Source organism: Eubacterium pyruvativorans, assembly GCF_900102225.1.
In the GTDB taxonomy this organism is placed as follows: Bacteria; Bacillota; Clostridia; order Peptostreptococcales; family Anaerovoracaceae; genus Aminicella; species Aminicella pyruvativorans.
In genome coordinates this window covers 13,212-37,406 of sequence record NZ_FNBF01000022.1, presented here as the reverse complement: position 1 = coordinate 37,406, position 24,195 = coordinate 13,212, and the positions used below count along the sequence as shown (strand labels likewise).

General features: G+C 55.2%; 20 protein-coding genes and 1 pseudogene. 19 read left to right on the top strand and 2 right to left on the bottom strand.

Annotation, left to right across the window (positions count from 1 at the left end; genetic code table 11):
- Positions 1-152 precede the first annotated feature (152 nt).
- Both BLQ24_RS07795 and istA read right to left on the bottom strand, forming a co-directional pair.
- Positions 153-929, bottom strand: coding sequence for an ATP-binding protein (locus BLQ24_RS07795; RefSeq protein WP_090164370.1), 777 nt, complete (start codon positions 927-929; stop codon positions 153-155).
- Between the two features lie 6 nt (positions 930-935).
- Positions 936-2,477 (bottom strand): IS21 family transposase, encoded by a 1,542-nt coding sequence (istA, locus tag BLQ24_RS07790; RefSeq protein WP_090164368.1) that lies wholly within the window; start codon positions 2,475-2,477, stop codon positions 936-938.
- A 167-nt stretch (positions 2,478-2,644) separates the two neighbouring features.
- Between istA and BLQ24_RS07785 the strand changes: the two are divergent.
- The 19 genes and pseudogenes from BLQ24_RS07785 to murD form a co-directional block, all read left to right on the top strand.
- A pseudogene (locus BLQ24_RS07785) lies at positions 2,645-3,457 on the top strand (asparagine synthase-related protein); the annotation flags it as partial.
- Between the two features lie 108 nt (positions 3,458-3,565).
- A complete protein-coding gene (locus BLQ24_RS07780; RefSeq protein ID WP_090164365.1) occupies positions 3,566-5,656 on the top strand; it encodes a glutamine synthetase III family protein in 2,091 nt (696 codons plus the stop codon).
- A 35-nt stretch (positions 5,657-5,691) separates the two neighbouring features.
- Complete coding sequence (dapF, locus tag BLQ24_RS07775; RefSeq protein ID WP_090164363.1) at positions 5,692-6,552, top strand: diaminopimelate epimerase; 861 nt, start codon at positions 5,692-5,694, stop codon at positions 6,550-6,552.
- Between the two features lie 73 nt (positions 6,553-6,625).
- A complete protein-coding gene (locus BLQ24_RS07770) occupies positions 6,626-7,864 on the top strand; it encodes an LL-diaminopimelate aminotransferase (protein ID WP_090164361.1) in 1,239 nt (412 codons plus the stop codon).
- 240 nt (positions 7,865-8,104) lie between these two features.
- Positions 8,105-9,373: an ArsB/NhaD family transporter gene (locus tag BLQ24_RS07765; protein ID WP_090164359.1), complete on the top strand. Its 1,269-nt coding sequence runs from the start codon at positions 8,105-8,107 to the stop codon at positions 9,371-9,373.
- A 116-nt stretch (positions 9,374-9,489) separates the two neighbouring features.
- Positions 9,490-10,005 carry a hypothetical protein gene (locus BLQ24_RS07760; RefSeq protein WP_090164357.1) on the top strand — a complete coding sequence of 172 codons (516 nt, stop codon included), beginning with the start codon at positions 9,490-9,492 and terminating at the stop codon, positions 10,003-10,005.
- A 317-nt stretch (positions 10,006-10,322) separates the two neighbouring features.
- A complete protein-coding gene (locus BLQ24_RS07755; protein WP_090164376.1) occupies positions 10,323-10,535 on the top strand; it encodes a 4Fe-4S dicluster domain-containing protein in 213 nt (70 codons plus the stop codon).
- Between the two features lie 12 nt (positions 10,536-10,547).
- Positions 10,548-11,615: a 3-methyl-2-oxobutanoate dehydrogenase subunit VorB gene (locus BLQ24_RS07750; RefSeq protein WP_090164355.1), complete on the top strand. Its 1,068-nt coding sequence runs from the start codon at positions 10,548-10,550 to the stop codon at positions 11,613-11,615.
- 1 nt (position 11,616) lies between these two features.
- Positions 11,617-12,372, top strand: coding sequence for a thiamine pyrophosphate-dependent enzyme (locus BLQ24_RS07745; protein ID WP_090164353.1), 756 nt, complete (start codon positions 11,617-11,619; stop codon positions 12,370-12,372).
- 1 nt (position 12,373) lies between these two features.
- Positions 12,374-12,910 (top strand): 2-oxoacid:acceptor oxidoreductase family protein, encoded by a 537-nt coding sequence (locus tag BLQ24_RS07740; protein WP_090164352.1) that lies wholly within the window; start codon positions 12,374-12,376, stop codon positions 12,908-12,910.
- Between the two features lie 212 nt (positions 12,911-13,122).
- The gene (locus BLQ24_RS07735) at positions 13,123-13,944 is read left to right on the top strand and encodes an acyl-[acyl-carrier-protein] thioesterase (protein WP_090164350.1); all 822 of its coding nucleotides are present in this window, start codon (positions 13,123-13,125) and stop codon (positions 13,942-13,944) included.
- A gap of 22 nt (positions 13,945-13,966) precedes the next feature.
- Positions 13,967-16,027: a 5'-nucleotidase C-terminal domain-containing protein gene (locus BLQ24_RS07730; protein ID WP_163427369.1), complete on the top strand. Its 2,061-nt coding sequence runs from the start codon at positions 13,967-13,969 to the stop codon at positions 16,025-16,027.
- A gap of 339 nt (positions 16,028-16,366) precedes the next feature.
- Positions 16,367-16,798, top strand: a complete 432-nt coding sequence (gene mraZ, locus BLQ24_RS07725; protein WP_090164374.1) for a division/cell wall cluster transcriptional repressor MraZ — start codon at positions 16,367-16,369, stop codon at positions 16,796-16,798.
- Between the two features lie 10 nt (positions 16,799-16,808).
- Positions 16,809-17,789 (top strand): 16S rRNA (cytosine(1402)-N(4))-methyltransferase RsmH, encoded by a 981-nt coding sequence (rsmH, locus tag BLQ24_RS07720; protein ID WP_090164346.1) that lies wholly within the window; start codon positions 16,809-16,811, stop codon positions 17,787-17,789.
- A gap of 30 nt (positions 17,790-17,819) precedes the next feature.
- Positions 17,820-18,146: an FtsB family cell division protein gene (locus BLQ24_RS07715; protein WP_090164344.1), complete on the top strand. Its 327-nt coding sequence runs from the start codon at positions 17,820-17,822 to the stop codon at positions 18,144-18,146.
- 117 nt (positions 18,147-18,263) lie between these two features.
- Positions 18,264-20,255, top strand: coding sequence for a penicillin-binding transpeptidase domain-containing protein (locus tag BLQ24_RS07710; RefSeq protein WP_143004276.1), 1,992 nt, complete (start codon positions 18,264-18,266; stop codon positions 20,253-20,255).
- A gap of 64 nt (positions 20,256-20,319) precedes the next feature.
- A complete protein-coding gene (locus tag BLQ24_RS07705; RefSeq protein ID WP_090164340.1) occupies positions 20,320-21,714 on the top strand; it encodes a UDP-N-acetylmuramoyl-tripeptide--D-alanyl-D-alanine ligase in 1,395 nt (464 codons plus the stop codon).
- Between the two features lie 80 nt (positions 21,715-21,794).
- Complete coding sequence (gene mraY, locus BLQ24_RS07700; RefSeq protein WP_242869617.1) at positions 21,795-22,784, top strand: phospho-N-acetylmuramoyl-pentapeptide-transferase; 990 nt, start codon at positions 21,795-21,797, stop codon at positions 22,782-22,784.
- 19 nt (positions 22,785-22,803) lie between these two features.
- Complete coding sequence (murD, locus tag BLQ24_RS07695) at positions 22,804-24,180, top strand: UDP-N-acetylmuramoyl-L-alanine--D-glutamate ligase (protein WP_090164338.1); 1,377 nt, start codon at positions 22,804-22,806, stop codon at positions 24,178-24,180.
- Positions 24,181-24,195 lie beyond the last annotated feature (15 nt).

The following is a 24,195-nucleotide window of genomic DNA, read 5'->3' as shown; positions in this document are numbered from 1 at the left end:
TGAATATTCCGGTGTGCTGAAAGCGCAAATCCGGTGAACTGGAAATCACCAGTCCGGCCGGTGGAAATCATAAATACGTGTATTCCGGTTCAACGGCACCGCCGTTCCGGCGGTGGAAACCACCATTCCGGAACGGGGAAACCGCTGCCTGTTTACTCGCTTAGTTCAGGATCCAATCCATATACCTCTCTCATGGAGCGGTAGTTGGTGGGATCCAAAGGTACGATATTGATCTTGTAGGCATCATGTTTGATACGATCCAGGATAGCCTCAGCCAGAGGGCTGTCATCGCCTCCCAGCTGATCGTACCAGCCATCCGGTTCATACTGCGAACAGAAGATGGTGGATGATTTCTTCCGCCTTCTGTGGAGCAGTTCCAGAATGTCGTGCTGCTCAGCCTCAGTCGGCTTCAGCAGCAGCCATTCATCCAGAATCAGAACGACCGGATTGGCGTATTTGGCAAGGACTTTCTTGTACGTTCCATCGGATCGTGCAAGTTCAAGTTCCAGGAGCATATCCGGAAGGCGAACATACTTCGTCCGGTAGCGTTGTTTGCAGGCTTCCATGCCAAAGGCGCAGGCCAGGTAGGTCTTTCCGCTGCCGGTCGCTCCGGTGATGAACAGATTCCGGTGCTCCGTAATATATTCACAGGTGGAGAGTCGCTCGATCAGTTTCCTGTTGAGTTTTCTCCCGGATGTATAGTTGATGTCGGCAATGAACGCCTCCGGCTGATCGAAACCGGCATTGCGTATGAGACGTTTGAGGCTGTTGGCCTTTCGGTTACTGTATTCGATATCGACCAGCATCCCGAAACGATCCTCAAAAGCGATATCCTTCATCTTCGGGTCATCCATCTGTGTGAGAAATGCATCAGACATGGATGTCAGGCGCATTTCGATCAATTTATCAATAGTGCTTTGGTTCGTCATGGTCAGTTACCTCCTGTAGTAGTCACCACCTCTGGTGATGGCATGAGAGTTACGGGATTTAGCAGATTCCGATTTAGGATCAACCTTTTCTGGTTTGTCCTTTCCGGCGACAAGAATGTTTTTCACAGACTTGTAGCTGGGGCTCGCAGTGTATGACAGTGCCTTGATACAGGCGGCTTCCAGTCGTTGGGGAGAGTATTTCTCTGCCAGCCTCAGAAGCCCCATACAGCTGCGATAGGATTGCTGCTCGATTCTCGTGGAGGCAAGGATCGCATTGACGACCTTGCACGTATTGCTTCCGATGCGTTCAGCCCATTTGCGGAAACGGTCGCCGTTCCATTCAAGATATTTCTGATGGTCCTCCGGCATATGTTCCGTGATGGTGCTGTACTGCCCCTTGCGTCCGTATCTGCGGCGATGAGAGGCGATTCGGTTATGGTTAAAGAATATTTCGACTACCTGATCAGTTATCCGTACGTCGACTTTGCGTTTGATGTACTCGTAAGGAACAGAGTATAGCATTCCGTCGACAGATATGTGATAATTGAACTGAACAGTGGCTGACTTCCATTCGGCCAGTTCATAACGGGTAGCCGGTAATTTAGCCATCAACGGCAGTTCTTCCGCCACGAAGATCTCATACCGGCTGCCCTCTTTTTTCTGGAAGGGCCGATGAGAGAATTCTTCGAGCTTTTCACGGATAGCACGATTCAGTTCGGCCAGCGAGAAGAACTGTTCATTGCGGAGCGCTGCGGTGATCCATGTGGAGATGACTCCAACGGATCCCTCTGCGTTCGGTTTGTCCTTCGGAGCCCGCACGCGGGCAGGAAGGATCGCTGTGTTGTAATGCTCGGCCATTTCATGATAAACAGTGTTGAGTTCCTGCGTATACCAGTCGCCAGTGTGGAGCACTGCCGTTTTGGTATTGTCCGGAACCAGTATTCTGGTCACACCTCCGAAGTACTCATACATGTGTACATGAGCCGTGATCCAGGCGCGCTGCTTCTCATTGATAAAGGCTTCGACATACGGATACATGCTGTAGGTCATCACGCCTACGAACAACCATGCGGGGATCATTTCACCGGTATCCGGATCCGTGATGTAGGCAGGGTCACCGGCCCAGTCGACCTCGACCTGTTCGCCGGGTTTTCTGGGGATATGCATCGTTGCATGTCGTTTCTGCTCATCCTGCTGGATGTGATAGCAGAACTGGGAATACATGAGGGGTTCTTCGCCGGACATTCGGCATTCCTCCAGGTATTCCGTCCACAGGAGCTTTTTGTTGACTCCGTTGCGGAGCAGTTCCTTGTGGATGTAATCGAAGTCAGGCATCTTCTTAGGCGTCTGCTTCGACTGTTTGGGAAACATCATCTTCCCAAGCTCACTGTCAGTCAAGGACTCGTCTAATGGCCATGAGAGGTTTAACTCTTTCGCCCGACGTTGGACCTTGACGACGGTTTTCTGCGAAACATTGATGCTTTGCATAATGTTTCGCTGCGAGAGTCCTAAGGCTGTTAGCCGAAGGATTTCACGGTATTGGGTCATACTTTTGACCTCCTTAGAATAGATTTACACCAAAGGTGCATATCACTATTCTAAGAAAGGATATTGGTGATTTCCATCTCTGGAATGCTGATTTCCGTTTGACCGGAATGGTGATTTCCAATGGCCGGACAGGTGATGGATTTCACTCCGGAATACTCAGCATGGACACGGACCCGATCGATCTGAAATATGCCCAGGAGGCGGCGGATTTCATCGGCGCCGATCACACGGCATTCCACATGACGAAGGAGGATGTGCTGGAAGCGCTGCCGGAAGTCATTCGGATTCTGGGAACCTGGGATATTACCACGATCCGGGCAAGCCTGGGCATGTATCTGTGCTGTAAGCAGATTCACGAGCACACGGATGTCCGGGTTCTGATGACCGGGGAGATCAGCGATGAGCTTTTCGGATATAAGTATACGGATTTCGCACCGGACGCTGTAGCATTCCAGGCGGAATCGAAGAAGAGAATCGACGAGATTCACATGTACGACGTGCTCCGGGCGGACCGCTGTATCTCCGCCAACAGTATGGAGTCCCGGGTTCCGTTCGGTGACCGGGATTTCGTGAAGTATGTGATGCAGATCGATCCGGCGCTGAAGATGAACACCTACGGCATGGGGAAGTACCTGCTGCGTCATGCGTTTGAAGAGGATCACCTGCTGCCGGACGGCATTCTGTGGAGACAAAAAGCAGCCTTCAGTGATGCGGTCGGCCATTCCATGGTGGATGACCTGAAGGAATATGCGGAATCCTGTTACACGGATGAGGAATTCCTCCGGGGCTGCCAGAAGTATGCATACTGCCGGCCGTTTACCAAGGAAAGTCTGCTGTACCGGGACATCTTCGAGAAGTACTATCCGGGACAGGCAGCCATGATCGCGGATTTCTGGATGCCGAACAGAGCGTGGAAGGGCTGTGACGTGAAGGATCCGTCCGCCCGGGTGCTGTCCAACTACGGTGCCAGCGGCAGATAAGTGCGTATCGTATGTGAAAAAACACAGAAATATATAATTTTGTTGTATTCACATAAACAAGTTGAATATATAATAGTATAGGTCGTTTTAGAGATGATGGAGGTAACGATGGAAGAAAAGAAGAAGCTGCCGGAATTGTTCGGCTCCATGGTTTTCAACGAAGAAACAATGAAAGAACGTCTCTCGAGCACATCCTACAACACCTGGAAGGAATGTGTCACAGACGGAAAGACCCTCGACATCAACACGGCGAATGAGATCGCAGAAGCAATGAAGCAGTGGGCGGTGGATCTGGGTGCCACCCATTTCACGCACTGGTTCCAGCCGATGACCGGCTCTACGGCAGAGAAGCATGACAGTTTCATCAGCCCGGCGGGCGGCGGCAAGGTGATCATGGATTTCTCCGGAAAAGAACTGGTGAAGGGCGAACCGGACGCATCTTCATTCCCGTCCGGCGGGCTGAGAAGTACCTTCGAGGCGAGAGGTTATACTGCCTGGGACCCGACATCTTTCGCATTTGTGAAGGAAGGTTCCCTGTACATTCCGACGATTTTCTGCTCCTATTCCGGCGAGGCGCTGGACAAGAAGATGCCGCTGCTCCGTTCCATGGAAGCGATCAGCAGTGCGGCGATCCGTATCCTGCGGCTGTTCGGTGACCATGACACGAAGCGGGTCATCGCCCAGGTGGGTGCGGAGCAGGAGTACTTCCTGATTGATAAGAAAATGTATAACAAGCGGGAGGACCTGCGCATGACCGGACGGACCCTCTTCGGTGCGAAGCCGCCGCGGGGCCAGGAGATGGAAGATCATTACTTCGGCATGTTGAAACCGCGGGTTGCGGCATTCATGCAGGACCTGGATGAAGAACTCTGGAAGGTCGGCGTTCTGTCCAAGACGAAGCACAACGAGGTGGCCCCGTCCCAGCACGAGATGGCGCCGATCTACTGTGATGCCAACACTGCCTGTGACCACAACCAGCTGGCCATGGAACTGATGAAGAAGGTGGCATCCCGTCATGACCTGGTCTGCCTGATCCATGAGAAACCGTTCGAAGGGGTCAACGGTTCCGGCAAGCACGATAACTGGTCCCTGGCCACCGATACCGGAAAGAACCTGTTCAAGCCGGGCAATACCCCGAGCCAGAATGCGCAGTTCCTGCTGTTCCTGGCCGCATTCGTCGCCGGCGTGGATGAATATCAGGACATGTTGCGGGGAACGGTTGCCTTCGCAGGAAATGATCACCGTCTTGGTGCGCAGGAAGCACCACCGGCTGTCATGTCCATTTTCCTGGGTGATCAGCTGAGCGCAGTGGTCGAGTCCATTGTGAAGGGTAAGGATTATAAGGAACAGGGGAAGAAGACCCTGGAAATCGGCGTGGATGTTCTGCCGACCATCCGTCAGGACAACACCGACAGAAACAGAACTTCCCCGATGGCGTTCACCGGCAACAAGTTCGAGTTCCGTATGCTGGGCTCTTCCCAGTCGATCTCCGGACCGAATATCGTTCTGAATGCGATGATGGCGGAGGAACTGAACCGTTTCGCCGATATTCTGGAGGATTCCGAGGATTTCCGGGAGGATCTGTCCTACCTGATCCGGAAAACCTTCACCGATCATCAGCGGATTCTGTTCGACGGCAACGGATATACGGATGACTGGCTGGCAGAGGCAGAGCGAAGAGGTCTGTCCAACCTCAGCTCCACACCGGAGGCGCTGAAGGCGTACACGGCGCCGAAAAACCTGGATCTGATGCGGAAGCACGGCATTTACACAGACGAAGAGCTGGAAGCCAGAGCACGGATCCATGTGGAAAACTACGTTCAGGTAGTTTCCATCGAGGGCCGTACCACATCGGATATGGTCCGGAAAGACATTTTGCCGGCGGTTTCCGCTTATGTGGCGGAACTGGCATCCCGGATTGCCCTGAAGAAGAAGGCCGGTGTCAGTGCAGCCTATGAGCAGAAGGCGGCAGAGAAGATCAGCGCACTGGAAGACACGCTGATGGAAGGTGAATTGAAACTGGTGGAGGATCTGGAGAAGATTCCGGAGGAAATCCACAATGCCATGAACTACTGCCACGACGTCATTCTGTCAGACATGGATGCTGTCCGCAAAGCGGCGGATGAGCTGGAGATACTGGTAGACAGAAAGGCATGGCCGTTCCCGACCTATTCCGATCTGCTGTTCAGCGAACGGTAGAACCTCGGCTGCGGGACCGGACGGAGGAGGTATAAATGAAATTTACGAAAATGCAGGGGATCGGAAACGACTACGTCTATGTGAATTGCTTCGAAGAGACCGTGGAAGATCCTTCCTGGGCTGCCCGATTCGTCAGTGATCGTCATTTCGGGATCGGTTCGGACGGGCTGATTCTGATCTGTCCTTCCGAGAAGGCGGATTTCGAGATGAGAATGTACAATGCGGACGGCTCCCGGGGTGAGATGTGCGGCAACGGCATCCGCTGTGTCGGAAAGTATGTGTATGACAAAGGCCTGACGGACAAGCGTTCCATCACGGTGGAGACGCTGGCCGGTGTGAAGTCCCTTGACCTGACCGTGGAAAACGGTCAGGTCTCCGAGGTGACCGTGGATATGGGTCAGCCGGGTATTCTGGCGGACCGTCTCCCGGTTATCCTGGGCAAGGGAGAGGTGCCGGCGGATCCGGAGGGCAGACTCATCCGACAGCCGATTCAGGTGCAGGGAAAGACATATTATTTCACTGCGGTTTCCATGGGAAATCCGCATATTGTGCTGTATGTGGATGACCCGTATGCCATTGATCTGGAAGCGGTGGGTCCGTCTTTCGAGAATCACAGTTATTTCCCGGAGCGGACGAACACCGAGTTCGTGCGGGTTCTGGACCGGAACCACGTGGAGATGCGGGTCTGGGAGCGGGGCGCCGGGGAAACCTGGGCCTGCGGCACCGGCGCCTGTGCGGTGGCAGTGTCCTCTGCCATGAACGGCCTCACGGGGCGGGAAGTCACGGTGAAACTCCGGGGCGGCGACCTGGAAATTAACTGGGATGAGAAAACGGATCATGTATTCATGACCGGGCCGGCTGTCACGGTTTTCGAAGGGGAGATTGATCTGCGGTAGTTCCCGGGGAACGGATTGGAAGCAGTATATGGTTGAATCAGAGAATACACGATGGTGAAAGGATACAGAAACGATGTTTCATGCGAATGACAATTATCTGAAGCTCAGAGGCAGTTACCTCTTCTCTACGGTTGCCCGCAAGGTGCGGGAATTCAAGGAGGCGGAACCGGATAAGTCCGTGATCAGTCTGGGAATCGGCGACGTGACCCAGCCGCTGGCACCGGTGATCATCGATGCGCTGCACGATGCGGTGGATGAAATGGCCCATGCCGACACGTTCCGGGGCTATGCGCCGGATCTGGGATATGAATTCCTGCGCCACGCCATGGCGGAGGAAGATTACCGTGCCCGGGGATGCGATATTCAGGATGATGAAGTGTTCATTTCCGACGGCGCCAAGTCCGACAGCGGAAACATTCAGGAAATTTTCAGCGACCGGGATGTGATCGCCGTATGCGACCCGGTATACCCGGTTTACGTGGACTCGAATGTCATGGCGGGCAGAACCGGCACGTTCCTGGAAGACAGCAATACCTGGAGTGATGTGGTCTACATGCCTTGTACGGAGGAGAACGGTTTTGCACCGGAACTGCCGGAGAGAACACCGGACATCATCTATCTCTGTTTCCCGAACAACCCGCTGGGAACGGTGCTGACGAAGAGCCAGCTGCAGACCTGGGTGGATTACGCAAACCGGGTGGGCGCTGTCATCATCTTCGATGCGGCATATGAAGCTTATATTCAGGACGATCCGAATGCGGCGGATAAGGACCGCATTCCGCACACAATCTATGAGTGCGAAGGGGCCCGTACCTGCGCCATTGAGATCCGCAGCTTCTCCAAGAACGCCGGTTTCACAGGCGTCCGGCTGGGTGCGACGATTGTGCCGAAGGATCTGAAGGATCAGAACGGAACGCCGATGCATGACCTGTGGGCCCGCCGGCACGGTACGAAGTACAACGGTGCGCCGTACATCATCCAGAAGGCCGGCCTTGCCGTCTATTCTCCGGAAGGAAGAAAACAGCTGGGGGAACAGGTCGGATACTACATGGAGAATGCGAAGATGATCCGGACTTCCCTGCAGGAAGCGGGATACACGGCGTTCGGCGGCGTGAATGCGCCTTACATCTGGCTGAAGACCCCGCAGGGCATGACGTCCTGGGATTTCTTCGATCACCTGCTGGAGAAGGTGCAGGTTGTCGGAACGCCGGGATCCGGTTTCGGCCCGCACGGAGAAGGGTACTTCCGCCTTACGGCATTCGGAACCCACGAAGACACGAAGGAAGCGCTGGAGCGTATTTGCACACTGTAAACGGAAGAAGAATACGAACCAGCAGAAGGTCACGAAACAGTAGAGTGATGCGAATCAGTAGAAGGACGTGGAGCGGTCCGGGAGAAATCCCGGTGACGCTCCTTTTTTCTTTACACGAATTAACTTGCCGGCCGGCGGGGACAAACATAAAATACTTTTATGTTTATACACCGGATAATCGGTGTTATAATCTGCACTTGTGCTGCCGCGTACACAAATTACGCGGCTGAGGAGGTTATTATGTCACAGATGATACTGGCTGGTGTGATCTTCCTGGTGTCGCTTGCTGCGATTATGACAGAGAAGGTCAATCGGACGACGGCCGCAATCAGCGGCATGGTCCTGCTTCTGGCTTTTCGGATTGTGAATCTGGAGCAGGCGATTTCGTATATTGATTTCAACACTATCGGCGTGCTGGTGGGCATGATGCTGTTCGTGGGGGTGATCCGTCATTCCGGACTGTTTGAATACGTCTCCATCCGGGCGGCGAAGTCGGTTCACGGTGATCCGTGGAAGATTCTGGTCATGTTCGTGCTGCTGACGGCGGTGTGTTCGGCGTTTCTGGACAACGTCACCACGGTTCTGCTCATGGGCCCGATGACCATCACCATCGCCCGTTTGCTGGAGGTGGATCCGGTGCCTACACTGCTGGCCCAGATCTTTGCTTCCAATATCGGCGGTACGGCGACGATGATCGGCGACCCGCCGAATATTATGATCGGCAGTGAAGCGAAGCTCTCCTTTGTCGCCTTCCTGTTCAATGACGGCATTCCATGTATGTTCATTCTCATCGTCCTCCTTCTGTTCATGAAGCTGATTTACGGCAGAAAGCTGGTGGCCGGAGACGGCGCAGTGGAGAAGATCATGCTGCTGGACGAGCGGAAGGAAATCCGGGATCCCCGGCTCATGAAGCAGAGCATCGTGATGATTCTGCTGATTGTGGCGGGATTCGTTCTGCACGACCAGTTCGGATATGACACTGCCTTCGTGGCCCTGGCTGCCGCAGCGGTGATGCTGCTGATCGGCGGTGTGGATGTGGAAGAGGCGGTTTCTAATGTGGAGTGGCCGACGCTGCTGTTCTTCATGGGGCTGTTCGTGCTGGTCGGCGCACTGGAGAAGGTCGGGATCATCGAGGCCATGGCGAAGTTCATCATGACAGTAACCAGGGGACACGATATCCTCACCATGATGGTTCTGCTGTGGGCATCGGCTCTTCTGTCCTCGGTGCTGGACAACATCCCTCTAGTGGCCACACTGATTCCGTTCATTCAGGCCATGGGCCGGCAGGGCATCGACACGACGCCCCTCTGGTGGGCCATTTCACTGGGCGCCTGCCTGGGCGGCAACGGCACGCTGCTGGGGGCTTCCGCCAACGTGGTGCTCAGCGGCATTGCGGGGCGTCATGGGTATCCGATTTCCTTCCGGCGTTATCTGCGGGATGGTTTCCCGATCATGATTATTTCCATGCTGATTGCATCGGCCTGGCTGCTGCTTCGGTTCGGGCTCTAACCGGGGAAGGACAAAAAAATCCCGGCTTCAGCGATCGACTTAAGGCGGGGCTTTGACAACCCACCCGGGCAAAGCTAAGATAAAGATAGAATCGGGAGCAGAAAGGACGGGAACGAATGATCAAAAATAGAATTACAGAAAGCATGGCGAATGTTGTGCTCCGTCAGATGGGGGCAGTGGAAATCCGGAACATCAGCGCATTCGTGAACAAAGTGAAGTTCCGGCTGGATGAGCATACGAATGTCACCTATATCTACGAGGTGAAGGAGAACGAGACGATTTATCTGACCCGGGTCAGGCCTTATTCTCTCTACCTGGGAGACTGCGCCGACGAGCAGGAACTGGTGGAGAAGATCGAACGGGATTACATTTTGTTCCGGATTGCCCATGAGACGCCGTATTTCGACAAGTATCTGAAAATCCTCCGGGAGATGCAGAATCTGACAAATGTGATGGAAGATCTGTTCATGCAGAAGGAAACGCAGGAGGCGGATCTGGATGCCATTGACCGGAAACTGCAGGAGCTTTATGCCCGGGTCAATGAGCTGTCTTCGAACTCGGATCTGGATATGGAGGAAGAACGGAAGCGTCAGGAACGGGAGCTGCTGGGGTTCGAACTGCCGGAGCGATAGAAACGGACTGCCATGGAACGCCTGCGGATCATCGGGGCTTGCCGGGGGTTCAACCGTTCTGTGTGCGCTGCGCCGCCCTCTGGGGCGGCTTTTTTCTGATTTTTGGACGAAAATATTTTCAGAAGATAGCGATTGTTTTGTAAGGTTAAGGAAAAAAGCGGTAATTTGGTTGCAATAACAAAAATCACATGTATACAAACTGCGATTCATGTTTTTAATCACGATTCATTGACATACAAGGGGCTTGTGATAAGGTATAGGTAGTGTATTGAAATGTGAACATGATCAGCCGGGACGGCTGCAAAGGAGGAATCCACATGGAAGCAAAATTAACATTCGATACAGATCGCTGCAAGGGCTGCGGGCTGTGCGTCAACGTCTGTCCGAAACAGATCCTGGCACTGGATACCAGTACGACGAATCGCAAGGGTTACCATCCTGCCATGGTCACGGATCAGAGTAAGTGCATCGCCTGCGCCAGCTGCGCGAAGATGTGTCCTGACTCAATTATCACAGTAGAGAAGTTTTAGGAGGTGATCTGAATGGCAAAGGAATTGTGGAAAGGTAATGAAGCCATCGGTGAGGCTGCGATCCGCGCGGGCTGCGAAGCCTATTTCGGCTATCCGATCACACCGCAGAGTGAAGTGCCGGAGTACATGTCCCTGCATATGCCGGAACACGGAAGAGTATTCCTGCAGTCCGAGTCAGAAGTTGCTACCATTAACATGCTGTATGGCGCCGGAGGCGCCGGCATCCGTGTGATGACGACTTCTTCTTCCCCGGGAATTGCGCTGATGCAGGAAGGTATTTCCTACATGGCGGGTGCGGAAGTGCCGTGTGTCATTGTAAACTGCATGAGAGGCGGCCCGGGACTGGGAACAATTCAGCCGTCGCAGTCTGATTATTTCCAGATGACCAGAGGCGGCGGAAACGGCGACTATAACAACATCGTCCTGGCGCCGAGCAATATTCAGGAAACAGTAGACCTGATTCAGGAAGCGTTCGATCTGGCGGATCTGTACAGAAACCCGACGATGATCTGCGTTGACGGCCTGATCGGTCAGATGATGGAGCCGATCGAGTGGCATGATGTTCCGCACAGAGAACTTCCGCCGAAGGATTGGGCAACCACCGGAAAGAACGGCAGGGATCATACGAATGTGATCAACTCCCTGTACATTGATCCGGTTCCGTGTGAACAGAATAATATTCGTCTCCAGAAGAAGTTCAAGCTGATGGAGAAGAACGAAGTGAGATATGCGGAGCATGACCTGGACGATGCAGAAGTCGTACTGGTGGCTTACGGCACACCGGCGAGAATCTGCCTGTCCGCACTGGAAATGCTGCGTGAGAAGGGTGTGAAGGCCGGAATGTTCCGTCCGATTTCCCTGTGGCCGTATCCGTATGAACAGCTCCGGGAAGTGGCATCCAGAGATCAGGTCAAGGCGGTCTGCGTCGTTGAGATGAGCGCCGGCCAGATGTTGGAAGATGTGAAGCTGTCTGTATATGACCGGAAGCCGATTTTCTTCCACGGCAACATGGGAGGCGTCCATCCGACTGCAGAAGCGATCTGCGAATTCGTTGAAAACTCTCTGAAGGAGGTGAAGTAGGATGGCAATCGTATATCAGAAGTCCAAGGGTCTGACTGATGCGGAACTCCATTACTGCCCGGGATGCAACCACGGTATTATCCATAAGCTGGTGGCAGAAGTACTGGAAGAAATGGGACTGCTGGATAACACAATCGGTGTATGCCCGGTAGGATGCTCCGTATTTGCGTACAACTATTTCAATGTGGATATGCAGGAAGCTGCCCACGGCAGAGCGCCGGCGGTGGCCACAGCGATCAAGCGCTGCCGTCCGGACAACACCGTATTCACCTATCAGGGAGACGGTGACCTGGCTTCCATCGGTATGGCTGAAATCGTACATGCAGCCATGAGAGGGGAGAAGTTCACAACGATCTTTGTCAACAATGGTATTTACGGCATGACCGGCGGCCAGATGGCGCCGACCACGCTGGTCGGTCAGAAGACGACGACTTCCCCGATGGGAAGAACCGTCACGCAGGCCGGAATGCCGATCAGAATGGCGGAGATGCTGTCCACCATGGACACGGTAGATTACTGCGCGAGAGTCTGCGTCACCGATATTCCGAATCTGAACAAGGCGAAGAAAGCGATCCGCACCGCATTCGAGCGGCAGCAGGAAGGCAGAGGATTTAACTTCGTTGAAGTTCTGTCCACCTGTCCGACCAACTGGGGCATGAGCCCGATTGACTCGCTCCATTGGCTGAACGACAAGATGGTCGCATATTATCCTCTGGGCGTGAAGAAGGATAAGAAAGCGGAAGCGGAGGTGAAGTAAGATGAAGAAACAGATATGCTGCGCAGGATTCGGCGGACAGGGTGCACTGTCCATCGGAAAGTCTCTGGTAGAGGCCGGTATGGCGGAAGGCATGGAAGTTACCTGGGCGCCGTCTTACGGACCGGAGATGAGAGGCGGTACGGCGAACTGTGAAGTGGTGCTGTCCGACAAACCGGTGGGTTCACCGACGTTCCTGCATCCGACAGAGCTGATTGCCATGAATCTGCCTTCGCTGGACAAGTTCGAAGACGCAGTGGAGCCGGGCGGAATCATTTTCGTCAACAGCTCCGTTGTAGAGCGGAAAGTGAAGAGAACGGACGTGAAAGCGATCTACGTACCGTGTGACGAAATCGCTGAAGAGCTGGGCAACAAGAAAGTGGCGAATATGGTCATGGTTGGTGCTTATGTGGAAGCGACGAAAATTCTCAAGCCGGAAACGGTGACAGAGATGATCGAGAACATGTTCACGGGACGGAAGGCGAAACTGGTTCCGATGAACCTGGAGGCTGTTTCCAGGGGAAGGGCCTGCGTGGAGTAGCCATGATCCCGGACGGTCGGTCCGACACAATACACAATGGTGGGAACTGCCTGCGGCGGAAGCCGCGGGCAGTTCCTGTTTTTGGAAACAGATTACCGGTTTCAATTCCGGATACGGTTGTGGTATAATCATCTGTATGCATGAAGATGATTTTCCGGCCGGGTACTGCGGTGCTTTGTCGGGAAACGGGAATATAAAGATGAGGGGATATCATGGAAGGGGTTTCAGAAATGGCATATACTGCCGAATATGAAGTGACGAGCCACGATGTAGATCTGAACAATCACATCGAGCCGTCCTACCTGATACGATATTTGCAGGAAACCGGAAATCACCAGATGCGGGACAGGAAGCCGTCCTATTTCGAACTTCTGGATGAGGGGAAGACGCTGGTGCTGATCCGGATCAGTGTGGAGATTGAGAAACAGCTGCATCAGTATGACCGGTTCACGGTCAGAACCTGGACCTGCCCGCCGAAGCGGGCGACGCTCCGCCGGTGCTGGGATGTGCTGCGGGACGGTGAAGTGTGTGCCCGGGCTTACAGTGAATGGGCGGTGGTGGATTACCGGACGAAGAAGCTGCTGACCACGGGGGATGTGGACTTCTCTCAGTATGAAAGCGGTAAACTGATCGACATGAATATTCCGCTGAAATTTCATTTTCCGAAGAAGATGAACTTCACAGAGGCAGGCAGCGCCCATATCTATTACAGCGATGTGGATATGAACCGACACATGAATAACACCAATTATCCGAACCTTGTGTGGCGGTACATCCCGGGCGTTGAAGGAAAGGAAGTCACATCGATTAACATCCGGTTTATGAAAGAAGCGCCTCTGGGGTCGGACCTGAAGATCACGATGACTGCTGCGGATCCCGAAATGGGGAAGGATCCCCGGGCGGAAGAACTGTTCGCTTTCCGGACGGAGATCAACGGACAGACGAACGTCGAGGCACTGCTGGGTGTGCGGAAAACGAATGTGCTGCTGGAGAACCTGATTGCGGCGGATGCGGCCGTACGTACAGATCATTAAGGGATGGGAGAGTGGAACGGTTATGAAGAAAATCAGAGTGTTGCTCCTGGCTGCCGTAATGGCGGTTACCATGAGCATACCGTATGCTGTGTCTGCGGCGCCATACACGGGATATAACAGTTATTACAGCCGGTACCGGACCGGGGTGAGCACCGTTTCCGGGACGGCGGCGGCCGGAACTTCGGCCCAGAGCCGGGTGAACCACCCGGTGAATATGGCGAATTACAGCCTCTCCGCCCTGTCACCATACTATTATGTGAACGGAAAGGCGAAGCAGAAGGACAAGGAAAGTCTGGTGCTCCGGATTACCGGCGGAAATGCCGGCAGTATGGATCTGGTGCCGGGCATTGCGAAATACGTGGGGAATGCTGCGAACCAGTATCCGCTGTCATTCACACTGGATACCGGCAACAGCGCCATGGCGGCGCCGTATGATTCGATCTTCACTTCCCAGGCGCCGGCGCTCCGGATCCTGGGACAGGCCGGATACGACTATGCAGCGATAGGTGCCACTGAACTGTCGGAAGGTGGAAAGGGACTCGCCGGTATGCTGAATACTGCGGCGAAGTCCGGGGATGTGGTGCCGTATCTCACTGCGTCGAACGTGAACGGCGGAAAGTCGCTGAAGAACGCCCTGACCGCCCACGGAGCGGGGGACGGATATGTTCTGCTGGCGAAGTACGGCGTGAAGGTGGCTGTGTTCAACCTCATTTCCCCTGCCGCTGCCGGCAAGGTGGAGGGGATTTCGGTCAGCGATCCGGTGAACACGGCGAAGCGGATCGTGAAGAAGGTCCGGAAGGAGAACGGTGACGCTGCGCTGATTGTCTGTGTCACGGATCACGGCAATTCGGATTCCCTGGATATGGAGAAACAGATCGCATCCGCTGTCAGCGGTATTGACGTGATCGCTGCCGGCGGCAGCGTAAGTTCCTCTGCCCCGGAGAAACAGGGGAGTACCCGCATCGTTCAGGTATCCAGAGACTCCGGACAGATCGGAACACTTACCTTTGGCGTGAAGGCGGACGGGTCGAAGTGGAAGACGAAGTACCGTTCGTTCCGGGTGAATCGGATTTCTTCCGGAAGCGGGAAGGATGCCGCTGCCGCATCGAAGGTTTCCTCCTTCCGGAGCAAGGCCAAGCAGGCTTTCCGTTCGGAATATGGTTTTAGTTATACGGATGTGCTGACCACAGCTGACAAGGCGCCGGGAACGGCGAAAGAACTGGGCACATCGAAGACAGACACGGGTCTGTCTGACCTGATCACGGATTCTTATCTCAGGTTCGCTGCGAAGCACGGCGTACGGGCTGATGTGGCATTGCTTTCTTCCGATGCGGTGAAGGGAGACCTGCCGGCGGGGAAGATCGGCATGTCGGAGGTTTCCACCATGCTGTCCGGAGAGAAATCCTATGACGGCGTGGCGGGCAATCCGCTGGTCAGTTTCTATGTGGAGGGAAGCAGCCTGAAGAGTCTGGCGGAGCTGGCATCCAGCATGGCGAAGGCCGGCGACGGACAGGGTCTCTACTTCGGCGGTGTGTCCTACACCTATAACCCGCACCGGCTCACCGGAAACCGGGTCTATGACATGAAGCTGTCTGACAAGGCGGATGTGAAGGGCAGCCAGCGTTATCTGGTGGTCACCGACCGGGATACCCTGAGTGCGGTGCAGAAGCTGTCCGAGAAGAGCAGCTCTGCTCTGAGTGTGGTTCTCCGGGACCGGAACGGCCGGCGGGTGGACCGGGTGAATAATCTCCGGCGTTCCGGCACGACGCTGAGGGCCTGGGCGGCGGTGTCTTCTCAGCTGGAGTCCTACGGCAGCAAGGGTCTGCCGGCGTCCTACACCAAGGCGGACGGACGGGTGAATTATGATAACAGCATCCTCCCGAGCCACCTGATGAAGGGGGCGAACCGCATGACCGGCGTGATCCTGGCGGTGATCGTGATCGCTGTCTGCGTGCTGATTCTGCTGATTATTCTGCTGGTGAAGATCTTCGGCGGCGGCTCCGGAAGGGGCGGCGGCCGCGGCAGGAAGGGCCGCAAGGTGCGGTATCCGGGGCGGACGAAGGAGCATAATCTTTTCCGGTAGTGAGGAAAGGTCAAAAAATAATCGTTCTGCGGCCGGCGGAGGCGCCGGTGGGGAACGGGAGAAACGGAATCATGTTTTTTCATGTATACTTTTTCGTACCGGCAGCGGAGTGATCCGATTGCCGGGCGAGGGGAACAACGAGATATTGGAACGGATAAGGTCCGGAGCCACTATATGTAGTGGCTCCGGACTTCTTTTTGTCCCGGGACGAGGGTGGAAAGGATGTGGAGCGGGGTGGAGTGTGGGGTGCTAAGATGTTGAAAAGTGGTGGAGGGTGGTGTACAATGGCATCATTAGGTGTACTGTACTCTGCTGAAGACACACCGGGGGTTTTCGTTCATGTTTATGGGCACATACTACAATTCCATAGACGCGAAGAACCGGATGATTGTTCCGTCGGAGTTTCGGGAAGAGCTGGGTTATGAATGTGTCATCACCCGCAGCATCGACCGCTGTCTGACCATCTATTCCATGGAAGAGTGGAATCAGCAGATGGAGAAGATCAGCCGGCTGCCGGAATCGGACGAGTCGGTGCGGATGTTCATCCGCTATACCTATGCGAATGCCCGGAAGCGGGAGTTTGACAAGCAGGGCAGAATCATCATTCCGCCGGAATTGATTCGCTACGCCGGGATTGAGAAGGAACTGGTCACCATGGGCGTCATGAAGCGGATCGAAATCTGGAGCCGGGAGATCTGGGAGACACCGGAGAATGCCGGCACCATGGATGGAGAGGATTTTGCTGCTGCACTGAAGAAGTATAATTTCTAAGGAGATACAGATGGAATTCCGTCACACACCGGTCCTCCTGGAGGAGTGTATCGAAAATTTGAATATCCGGCCGGAGGGCATCTACGTGGACGGAACGCTGGGAGGCGCAGGGCATTCCTCGGAGATTTGCAGCAGGCTGTCGGAGAGGGGACTGCTGATCGGCATCGACCGGGATCAGGATGCGCTGGATGCGGCTTCGGAGCGGCTTCGGCCCTATCCGTGCCGGAAGATATTCGTCCAGAGCAATTATGCGGATATTGCGGATGTTCTGAAACAGGAAGGGATCCCGGCAATCGACGGCGCACTTCTGGACCTGGGGGTTTCGTCCTTTCAGCTCGATAATGCGAAAAGGGGTTTTTCATACATGCATGATGCACCACTGGATATGCGGATGAACCGGGATGACCGGTTCACCGCTTACGACGTGGTGAACGATTATGATCAGAAGGAGCTGACGGAGATCATCCGGAAGTACGGCGAGGAGCGATGGGCGTCCCGCATCGCCTCTTTCATCGTTCAGAAGCGGAAAGAGGCGCCGATCCGTACCACCGGGGAACTGGTGGATGTGATCAAGGCGGCGGTGCCGGCCAAGGCCCGGCGGAACGGGCCGCACCCGGCGAAGCGGACGTTTCAGGCGATCCGGATTGAGGTGAACGACGAACTGGGTCAGCTTGAGCGGGCGGTGGATTCTTTTTGTGACGTTCTGGCGCCGGGAGGAAGGCTGTGTATCATCACCTTCCATTCCCTGGAGGACCGGATCGTGAAGACAGGATTCCAGAAGCGGGAGAATCCATGCACCTGTCCCCCGGAACTGCCGGTCTGTGTGTGCGGAAAGGTGGGGGACGTGAAGCGGATCACCCGGAAACCGATTCTGCCGGCAGAGGAGGAAGTCGAACAGAATCCGAGAGCCCGGAGTGCGAAGCTGCGGGTGCTGGAGAAACTTCCGGCACAGCCAAGCGAATGTGGCGCGAAACAGTCAACTGTAGTATGATGTGAGAGATATGGAAGCGGAGTTACTTAGATGAAGGCCAACCAGAAGAGAAGAGTACTGGCGATGATTACCTGCGTGGGACTGATCATGATTATTATGATTGTTTTCGCAGCATTTGCGGCGGAACTGAAGCATGAGAACAATCAGCTGACCACGAAGAATGAGGCACTGCAGGGGGAAGTGGATACGCTGAGTGTGAAGATCAAGTCCTATAATAACATCGAGCACATCGAGAAGGTGGCGAGAACGGAACTGGGCATGGTGCATCCCACGGCGGATCAGTGCGTTTATATTACGTCGAAGGACAGCTGCCAGCGGAATCTGGCGGCGGTGATCCGGGAGGAAGCGTATGATTAGGCGGATCGGCGGGCGGTGACCCGGGCGAGAAGAAGGAACAGAAGATGATTGGCCGGATGGATGACATGATTCATTTACGTCCGGCCCGTTTTGTATCAGGAACAGGGGGTCCTTACATTGAAGAAACCCAGAGGCGTCTCCGACAGATATCGGTATCGGGTGGTGGTGGTATTTCTGCTGTTTGCACTGGCATTCGTCCTTCTGGCATTCCGCACGGCCTGGATTCAGATCGTGAAGGCGGATGCCTACCGGGAGAAGGCGGTGAACCAGCAGACGTCCGACATTCCCATTGAGGCGAAGCGGGGAACCATCTACGATTCGGACGGAAAGGTGCTGGCCACCAGCGCCACCTGCTATTCGGTCTGGGTCCGTCCGGCGGAGATCAGGAAGAATTACAAGGATGCCAGGATCAGCGAACTGAGTAAGAAGCTGGCGGTGATTCTGAACATGAGTGCCTCAGAAGTCGAGAAGGACATGAAGGCGGACAAGGCGCTGGTGCAGGTCGCCCGGTACCTGGAGAAATCCCAGCGGGACAAGGTGGCGAATCTCCACATCACCGGTCTGGAAGTTTCGAAGGGAACGAAACGCTACTATCCCATGGGAGATATGGCATCCAAGCTGCTGGGCAGTGTGTCGGATGACAATGTGGGGCGCACCGGTGTGGAGGCCCAGTTCGACCAGTACCTGAGCGGTGTATCCGGCCGGGTGGTGAAGGAGACGGATCTGAACGGCAATGGTCTGGCGAACGGAGACAAGGAATATTTCAGCGCAAAGGATGGATATAATGTCACGCTGACGATCAACAGCGTGCTGCAGCATTACGCTGAGGAGGCCGTGAAGGCTGGGTTGAAGAAAACCCGGGCGAAGAAGATCATGTGCATAGTGATGGAGCCGAAGACCGGAGATATCCTGGCCATGGTCACGAGGCCGACCTTCGACCCGAATGACGCCACCCAGCCGGAAACCGAGGCGGAGCGGAAACAGTTCGAGAAGCTTTCGGCAGAGAAGCAGTCTGCCTATCTCAGTGAGATGTGGAAGAATCCGATTGTCAGCGATCTGTACGAGCCGGGGTCCACGTTCAAGCTGCTGACGGCCTCCTCTGCGCTGGAAGACGGCATCGTCACGCCGACGACCCGGTTCTACTGCCCGGGTTATGTCAATGTGGACGGCACGGTTCTCCACTGCTGGCAGACCGGCGGACACGGGGCAGAATCCATGAAAGAGGCAGTGGGGAACTCCTGCAACCCGGCCCACGTGGAGATGGCTCTGAAACTGGGAAAGAAACGTTACTATAATTACCTGGAAATGTTCGGCATCACCGATATGACCCATGTGGCGCTGCCGGCGGAGACTTCCGCCATCATCAAGTCCCAGAAGGGTCTGACCAATGTGGACCTGGCCACCATGGGATACGGTCAGGGCATTGCCGTGACGCCGATGCAGCTGATCACGGCGGTGAGCGCCGTGGGCAACGGCGGGAATCTGATGCAGCCGAGAATCGTGAAGAGCCTGACCGATTCGAAAGGGAAGGTGGTGAAACGGTTCCCGACGAAACGGGTTCGCCAGGTGATCTCGGAGAAAACCTCTGCGGAGATGCGGGACATCATGGAATTCGAGGTGTCCAAGGGCGGCGGCGGCAATGCGAAGATCGCAGGATACAAGATCGGCGGAAAGACCGGAACGGCGAACAAGGCGGCGAACGGAGGATATTCTTCGAATACCTGGTCCTCCTTCATCGGCATGGCGCCGATGGATAATCCGAAACTCACTGTTCTGGTGGTAGTGGATACCCCGCAGGGACAGAAATACGGCAACATGGTGGCGGCGCCGGTGGCCCGCCAGTTCCTGAAACGGGCGCTGCCGTACCTGGAAGTGGAGCCGTCCTACAGTTCCTCTGAGAAGAGCTCTCTGAGCGACGGACTGGCCCAGGTGCCGAATGTCACGGGAATGAAATCTTCTGCGGCAATGCAGGCGATCCAGAAGGCGGGCCTGAACTGTGAGATCTCTCCGAAAACGGAAAGTACGAAGGAATTCCGGGTGAAAGACCAATACCCGAAGGCGGGGAAGGTTGTGAACAAAAAATCAACTGTCGTGATCTATCGGAAATAGGGCGGGCCTGGGATGAGCCCCGCCGGGGCGCCCTTCCGGGCGCCGGAGGAAAGGAAGCAGCAATATGGAAAGAACCAGTATGCAGAAGATCATAGAGATTACCGGCGGCAGACTGCTGGCGGGAGATCCTTCGGTGACGGTCACAGGCATGGACATCGACTCCCGGACAGTGAAACCGGGCGATCTGTTTGTGGCCATTGTGGGAGAGCGGGTGGATGCGCACCGGTTCGTTCCCCAGGTGATTGAGAGCGGCGTCCGCGGGATTCTCGTCACGGAGGAGGACGCCTGTCCGGAAGGAACGGACGCCTGCGTCGTGCTGATACCGGATGCCGTGAAGGCGATGCAGCAGATCGGAAAGTGGTATCTGGATGCCATCGATGTGCGCCGGGTCGGCGTCACAGGCAGTGTGGGGAAGACTACCACCAGGGATATGATTTACCATATCCTGAAGGAGAAGTATCGTACCGGCAGTGCCAGCAAGAATCATAACAGTCTGATTGGTATGCCGCTGGCGATCACCCAGTTTGACAGCAGCATGGAAGTGGTTGTGCTGGAAGAAGGCATGGGCGGCGCCGGGGATATTCATCTGCTCAGCGATCTGGCCCGGCCGGAAGTGGCGGTCATCACCAATGTGGGGATCTCCCATCTGGAGATTCTGGGAAGCCGTGAGAACATCCGGAAGGCGAAACTGGAGATCGTTGATTTCTTCCGGGAGAGTGATACACTGGTGATCAATGCGGATAATGATATGCTGGATGCGGACCGGATCCGGGAGGAGAAGGGGAATTTCCGCATCGTGACCGGGGGAGCAGAGGGACCGTGGGATTATCAGGTCCGGGACGTGGAAGATTTCGGTGAAGAGGGGATCCGTTTCACCATCTGCCATGGTTCGGAGCAGGAGGAGATCCGGCTCCGGATTCCGGGAAGGCACAATGCACTGAATGCGGCGCTGGCTATCGGCGCAGGGGCTGCCATGGGTGTGACACTGGAAGAGGCGAAGCGGGGTCTGGAGAAGATGACGCTGCTCACCGGAAAGAGAATGCTGTTCCGGAAGGGGAACGGTATGACTGTGCTGGATGATTCCTACAATGCGGCACCGGCATCCATGAAGGCAGCGGTGGACACACTCATGGCCACGAAGGCGTCCCGGCACATTGCCATTCTGGGCCGGATGGGAGAGCTGGGGCCGGATGCGCCAAGGTTCCATGCGGAAGTGGGCGAATATGCGGCGGAGGCAGGCGTGGATCTCCTGATCGCCGTGTCGGAAGAGGCGAAGCCGATCTATGAAGGGGCTTCGGGGACCGGAAAGGGGGAAGCGCTCTGGTTCGCCACCAATGAGGACGTAATCGCCCGCCTGCCGGAGCTGCTCCGGGAAGGAGATGTTATTCTGACGAAAGCGTCCAACACGGCACGCCTCGGGCAGGTGGCGGATGCCATTGTGGGAACAGAAAATCAGTAGAGCCGGAAGTGTTATCCGGTCCGGATATTACAGGAAACAGCACAGAGAAGAAGCGTTAGTACAGAGGGAGTTACAGTAGTATGGAAATGGCAGATCTGATCACAATTCTGATCACACTGATCATCGGTGTGGCAGCAGCGGGAATATTCACCTGGATTGAGATTCCGATCCTGAAGAAGAAGCAGTTCGGACAGTACATCCGGGAAGAGGGGCCTCAGTCCCACCTTTCGAAACAGGGAACGCCTACAATGGGCGGCATTGCGCTGTACGGCGGCATCACAGTGGCAGGTCTGGCAGGGTGTGCCTTCGGCGGCGGCAACATGGTGGACATGGTGATCATCATCGTTTCCGGCGCACTGTTCGGGCTGATCGGATTTCTGGATGATTTCATCAAGGTGGCGAAGAAGCATAACCTGGGTCTCAGGGCCTATCAGAAACTGCTGCTGCAGATCCTGTTCTCTGTGCTCCTGTCCCTGTACGTCATGCATGTGACGGATCTGGGGTCTGATGTGTGGATTCCGTTCCTGAACCGGGATGTGAACTTCGGCATCTGGTACATTCCGTTTGTTGTGTTCGTCATGGTGGCCATGACCAACAGCGTGAATCTGACCGACGGACTGGACGGCCTGTGCGCCGGGGTCACCGCTATTGTATCCCTGTTCTTTGCGGCGGTGAGCATCTGGTTCGCAGCGAAAACCAGTTCGATCTACTGCGGAGCCATGGCCGGGGGGTGCATCGGTTTCCTGATTTTCAACCATCATCCGGCGAAGATCTTCATGGGAGATACCGGATCTCTGGCGCTGGGCGCCGGACTGACGGCTGCGGTGGTTCTGACGAAGGGAACCTTCCTGATTCCGTTTGCCGGATTTGTATTCGTCATGGAATCCGGATCGGTTATTCTGCAGGTACTGTATTTCAAGAAAACACATGGAAAGAGAATTTTCCGCATGGCACCGATTCATCATCACTTCGAGCTGGGCGGAATGAGCGAAGTAAACGTAGTCCGCATGTTCTGGGGAATGACAGTTCTCTTCTGTCTGGTCGCCTGGGGCATCACGAAAATCGGCTGATATACGGGAGGCGAAGGAAATGAAAACGAATCTGGATAATGTAAGAAGAAAGAATGTACTGATCGTCGGTTTCGGAAAATCCGGCATTGCTGCGGCGGGAGTCATGTCCCAACTGGGCGCATTCGTTACGGTACAGGATTCCAAGCGGGAGAGTGAAATTGACAAGGGGCTGCTCAGCATCTACCGCCGGAAGGGGGTTCAGTTCTGTCTGGACCGGACGCCGGAGGACCCTGGTGCATTCGACATTGTCATTCTGAGCCCGGGTGTCAGCCCGGAGCTGCCGTTTGTCCAGGAGGCGAAGGAGAAGGGGGCCGAAATCACCGGGGAACTGGAACTGGCGTACCGCATCGCGAAGGGGGATTATGTGGCGATCACCGGCACGAATGGGAAAACCACCACTACCACGCTGACTGGTGAAATCTTCGAAAACAGCGGACGGAAGACCTTCGTGGGGGGCAACATCGGTGTTGCCGTGGCCACAGAAGCGGCCCAGTCTGAAGAAGGGGACTGGCTGGTGACGGAATGCAGCAGTTTCCAGCTGGAGACCACGAAATATTTCACCCCGAAGATCTCTGCGATTCTGAACCTGTCTCCGGACCATCTGAACCGTCACCACACCTTCGAGAATTATGCGAATGCCAAGGCGAAGATTTTTGCCAATCAGCGGGAAGACAGCTGGTTCGTGACAAACTATAACGATGAGACCTGCCGGAAACTGGCGAAGAGATGCCGGGCGAAGATCGCCTGGTTCAGCCGGACGGAGGAAGTGCCGTGCGGTGCTTTCGTGAAGGACGGCCGGATCACGATGAAGGATTCGGAAGGGAATCTCACGGATATCTGCGGAACAGATGAAATCCAGATTCCGGGCGGCCACAATGTGGAAAACGTGCTGGCTGCTGCGGCTCTGGCCTGGTTCAGCGGCATTGACGGGAAGGTCATCGCAGACACCGTCAGGGCATTCAAGGGCGTGGAGCATCGTCTGGAGTACTGTGCGAATATCGACGGCGTGCGGTATTACAACGATTCCAAGGGAACGAATACCGATGCCTCCATCACTGCGGTCAGAGGAATCGGAGAGAATATCATTCTGATCGCCGGCGGGGATGCAAAGGGACAGAATTTCGACTGTCTGGTGAAAGAGTTCCCGGGCAGGGTGAAGAAGCTCCTGCTTATGGGGCGGGATGCCGGCATGATCCGGGAATCCTGTGACAAACTGGGATTCCGGGATTATCAGCTCTGTAAAGATATGAGCGAGTGCGTCCGTACAGCGGCATCCATTGCGGCACCGGGGGACAACGTGGTTCTCTCTCCAGCGTGCGCCAGCTGGGATATGTATGACAACTTCGAACAGAGAGGAAGACACTTCAAGGAACTGGTGAAGGAGTTGGAACGTTAATGCAGAGCAGCCGTA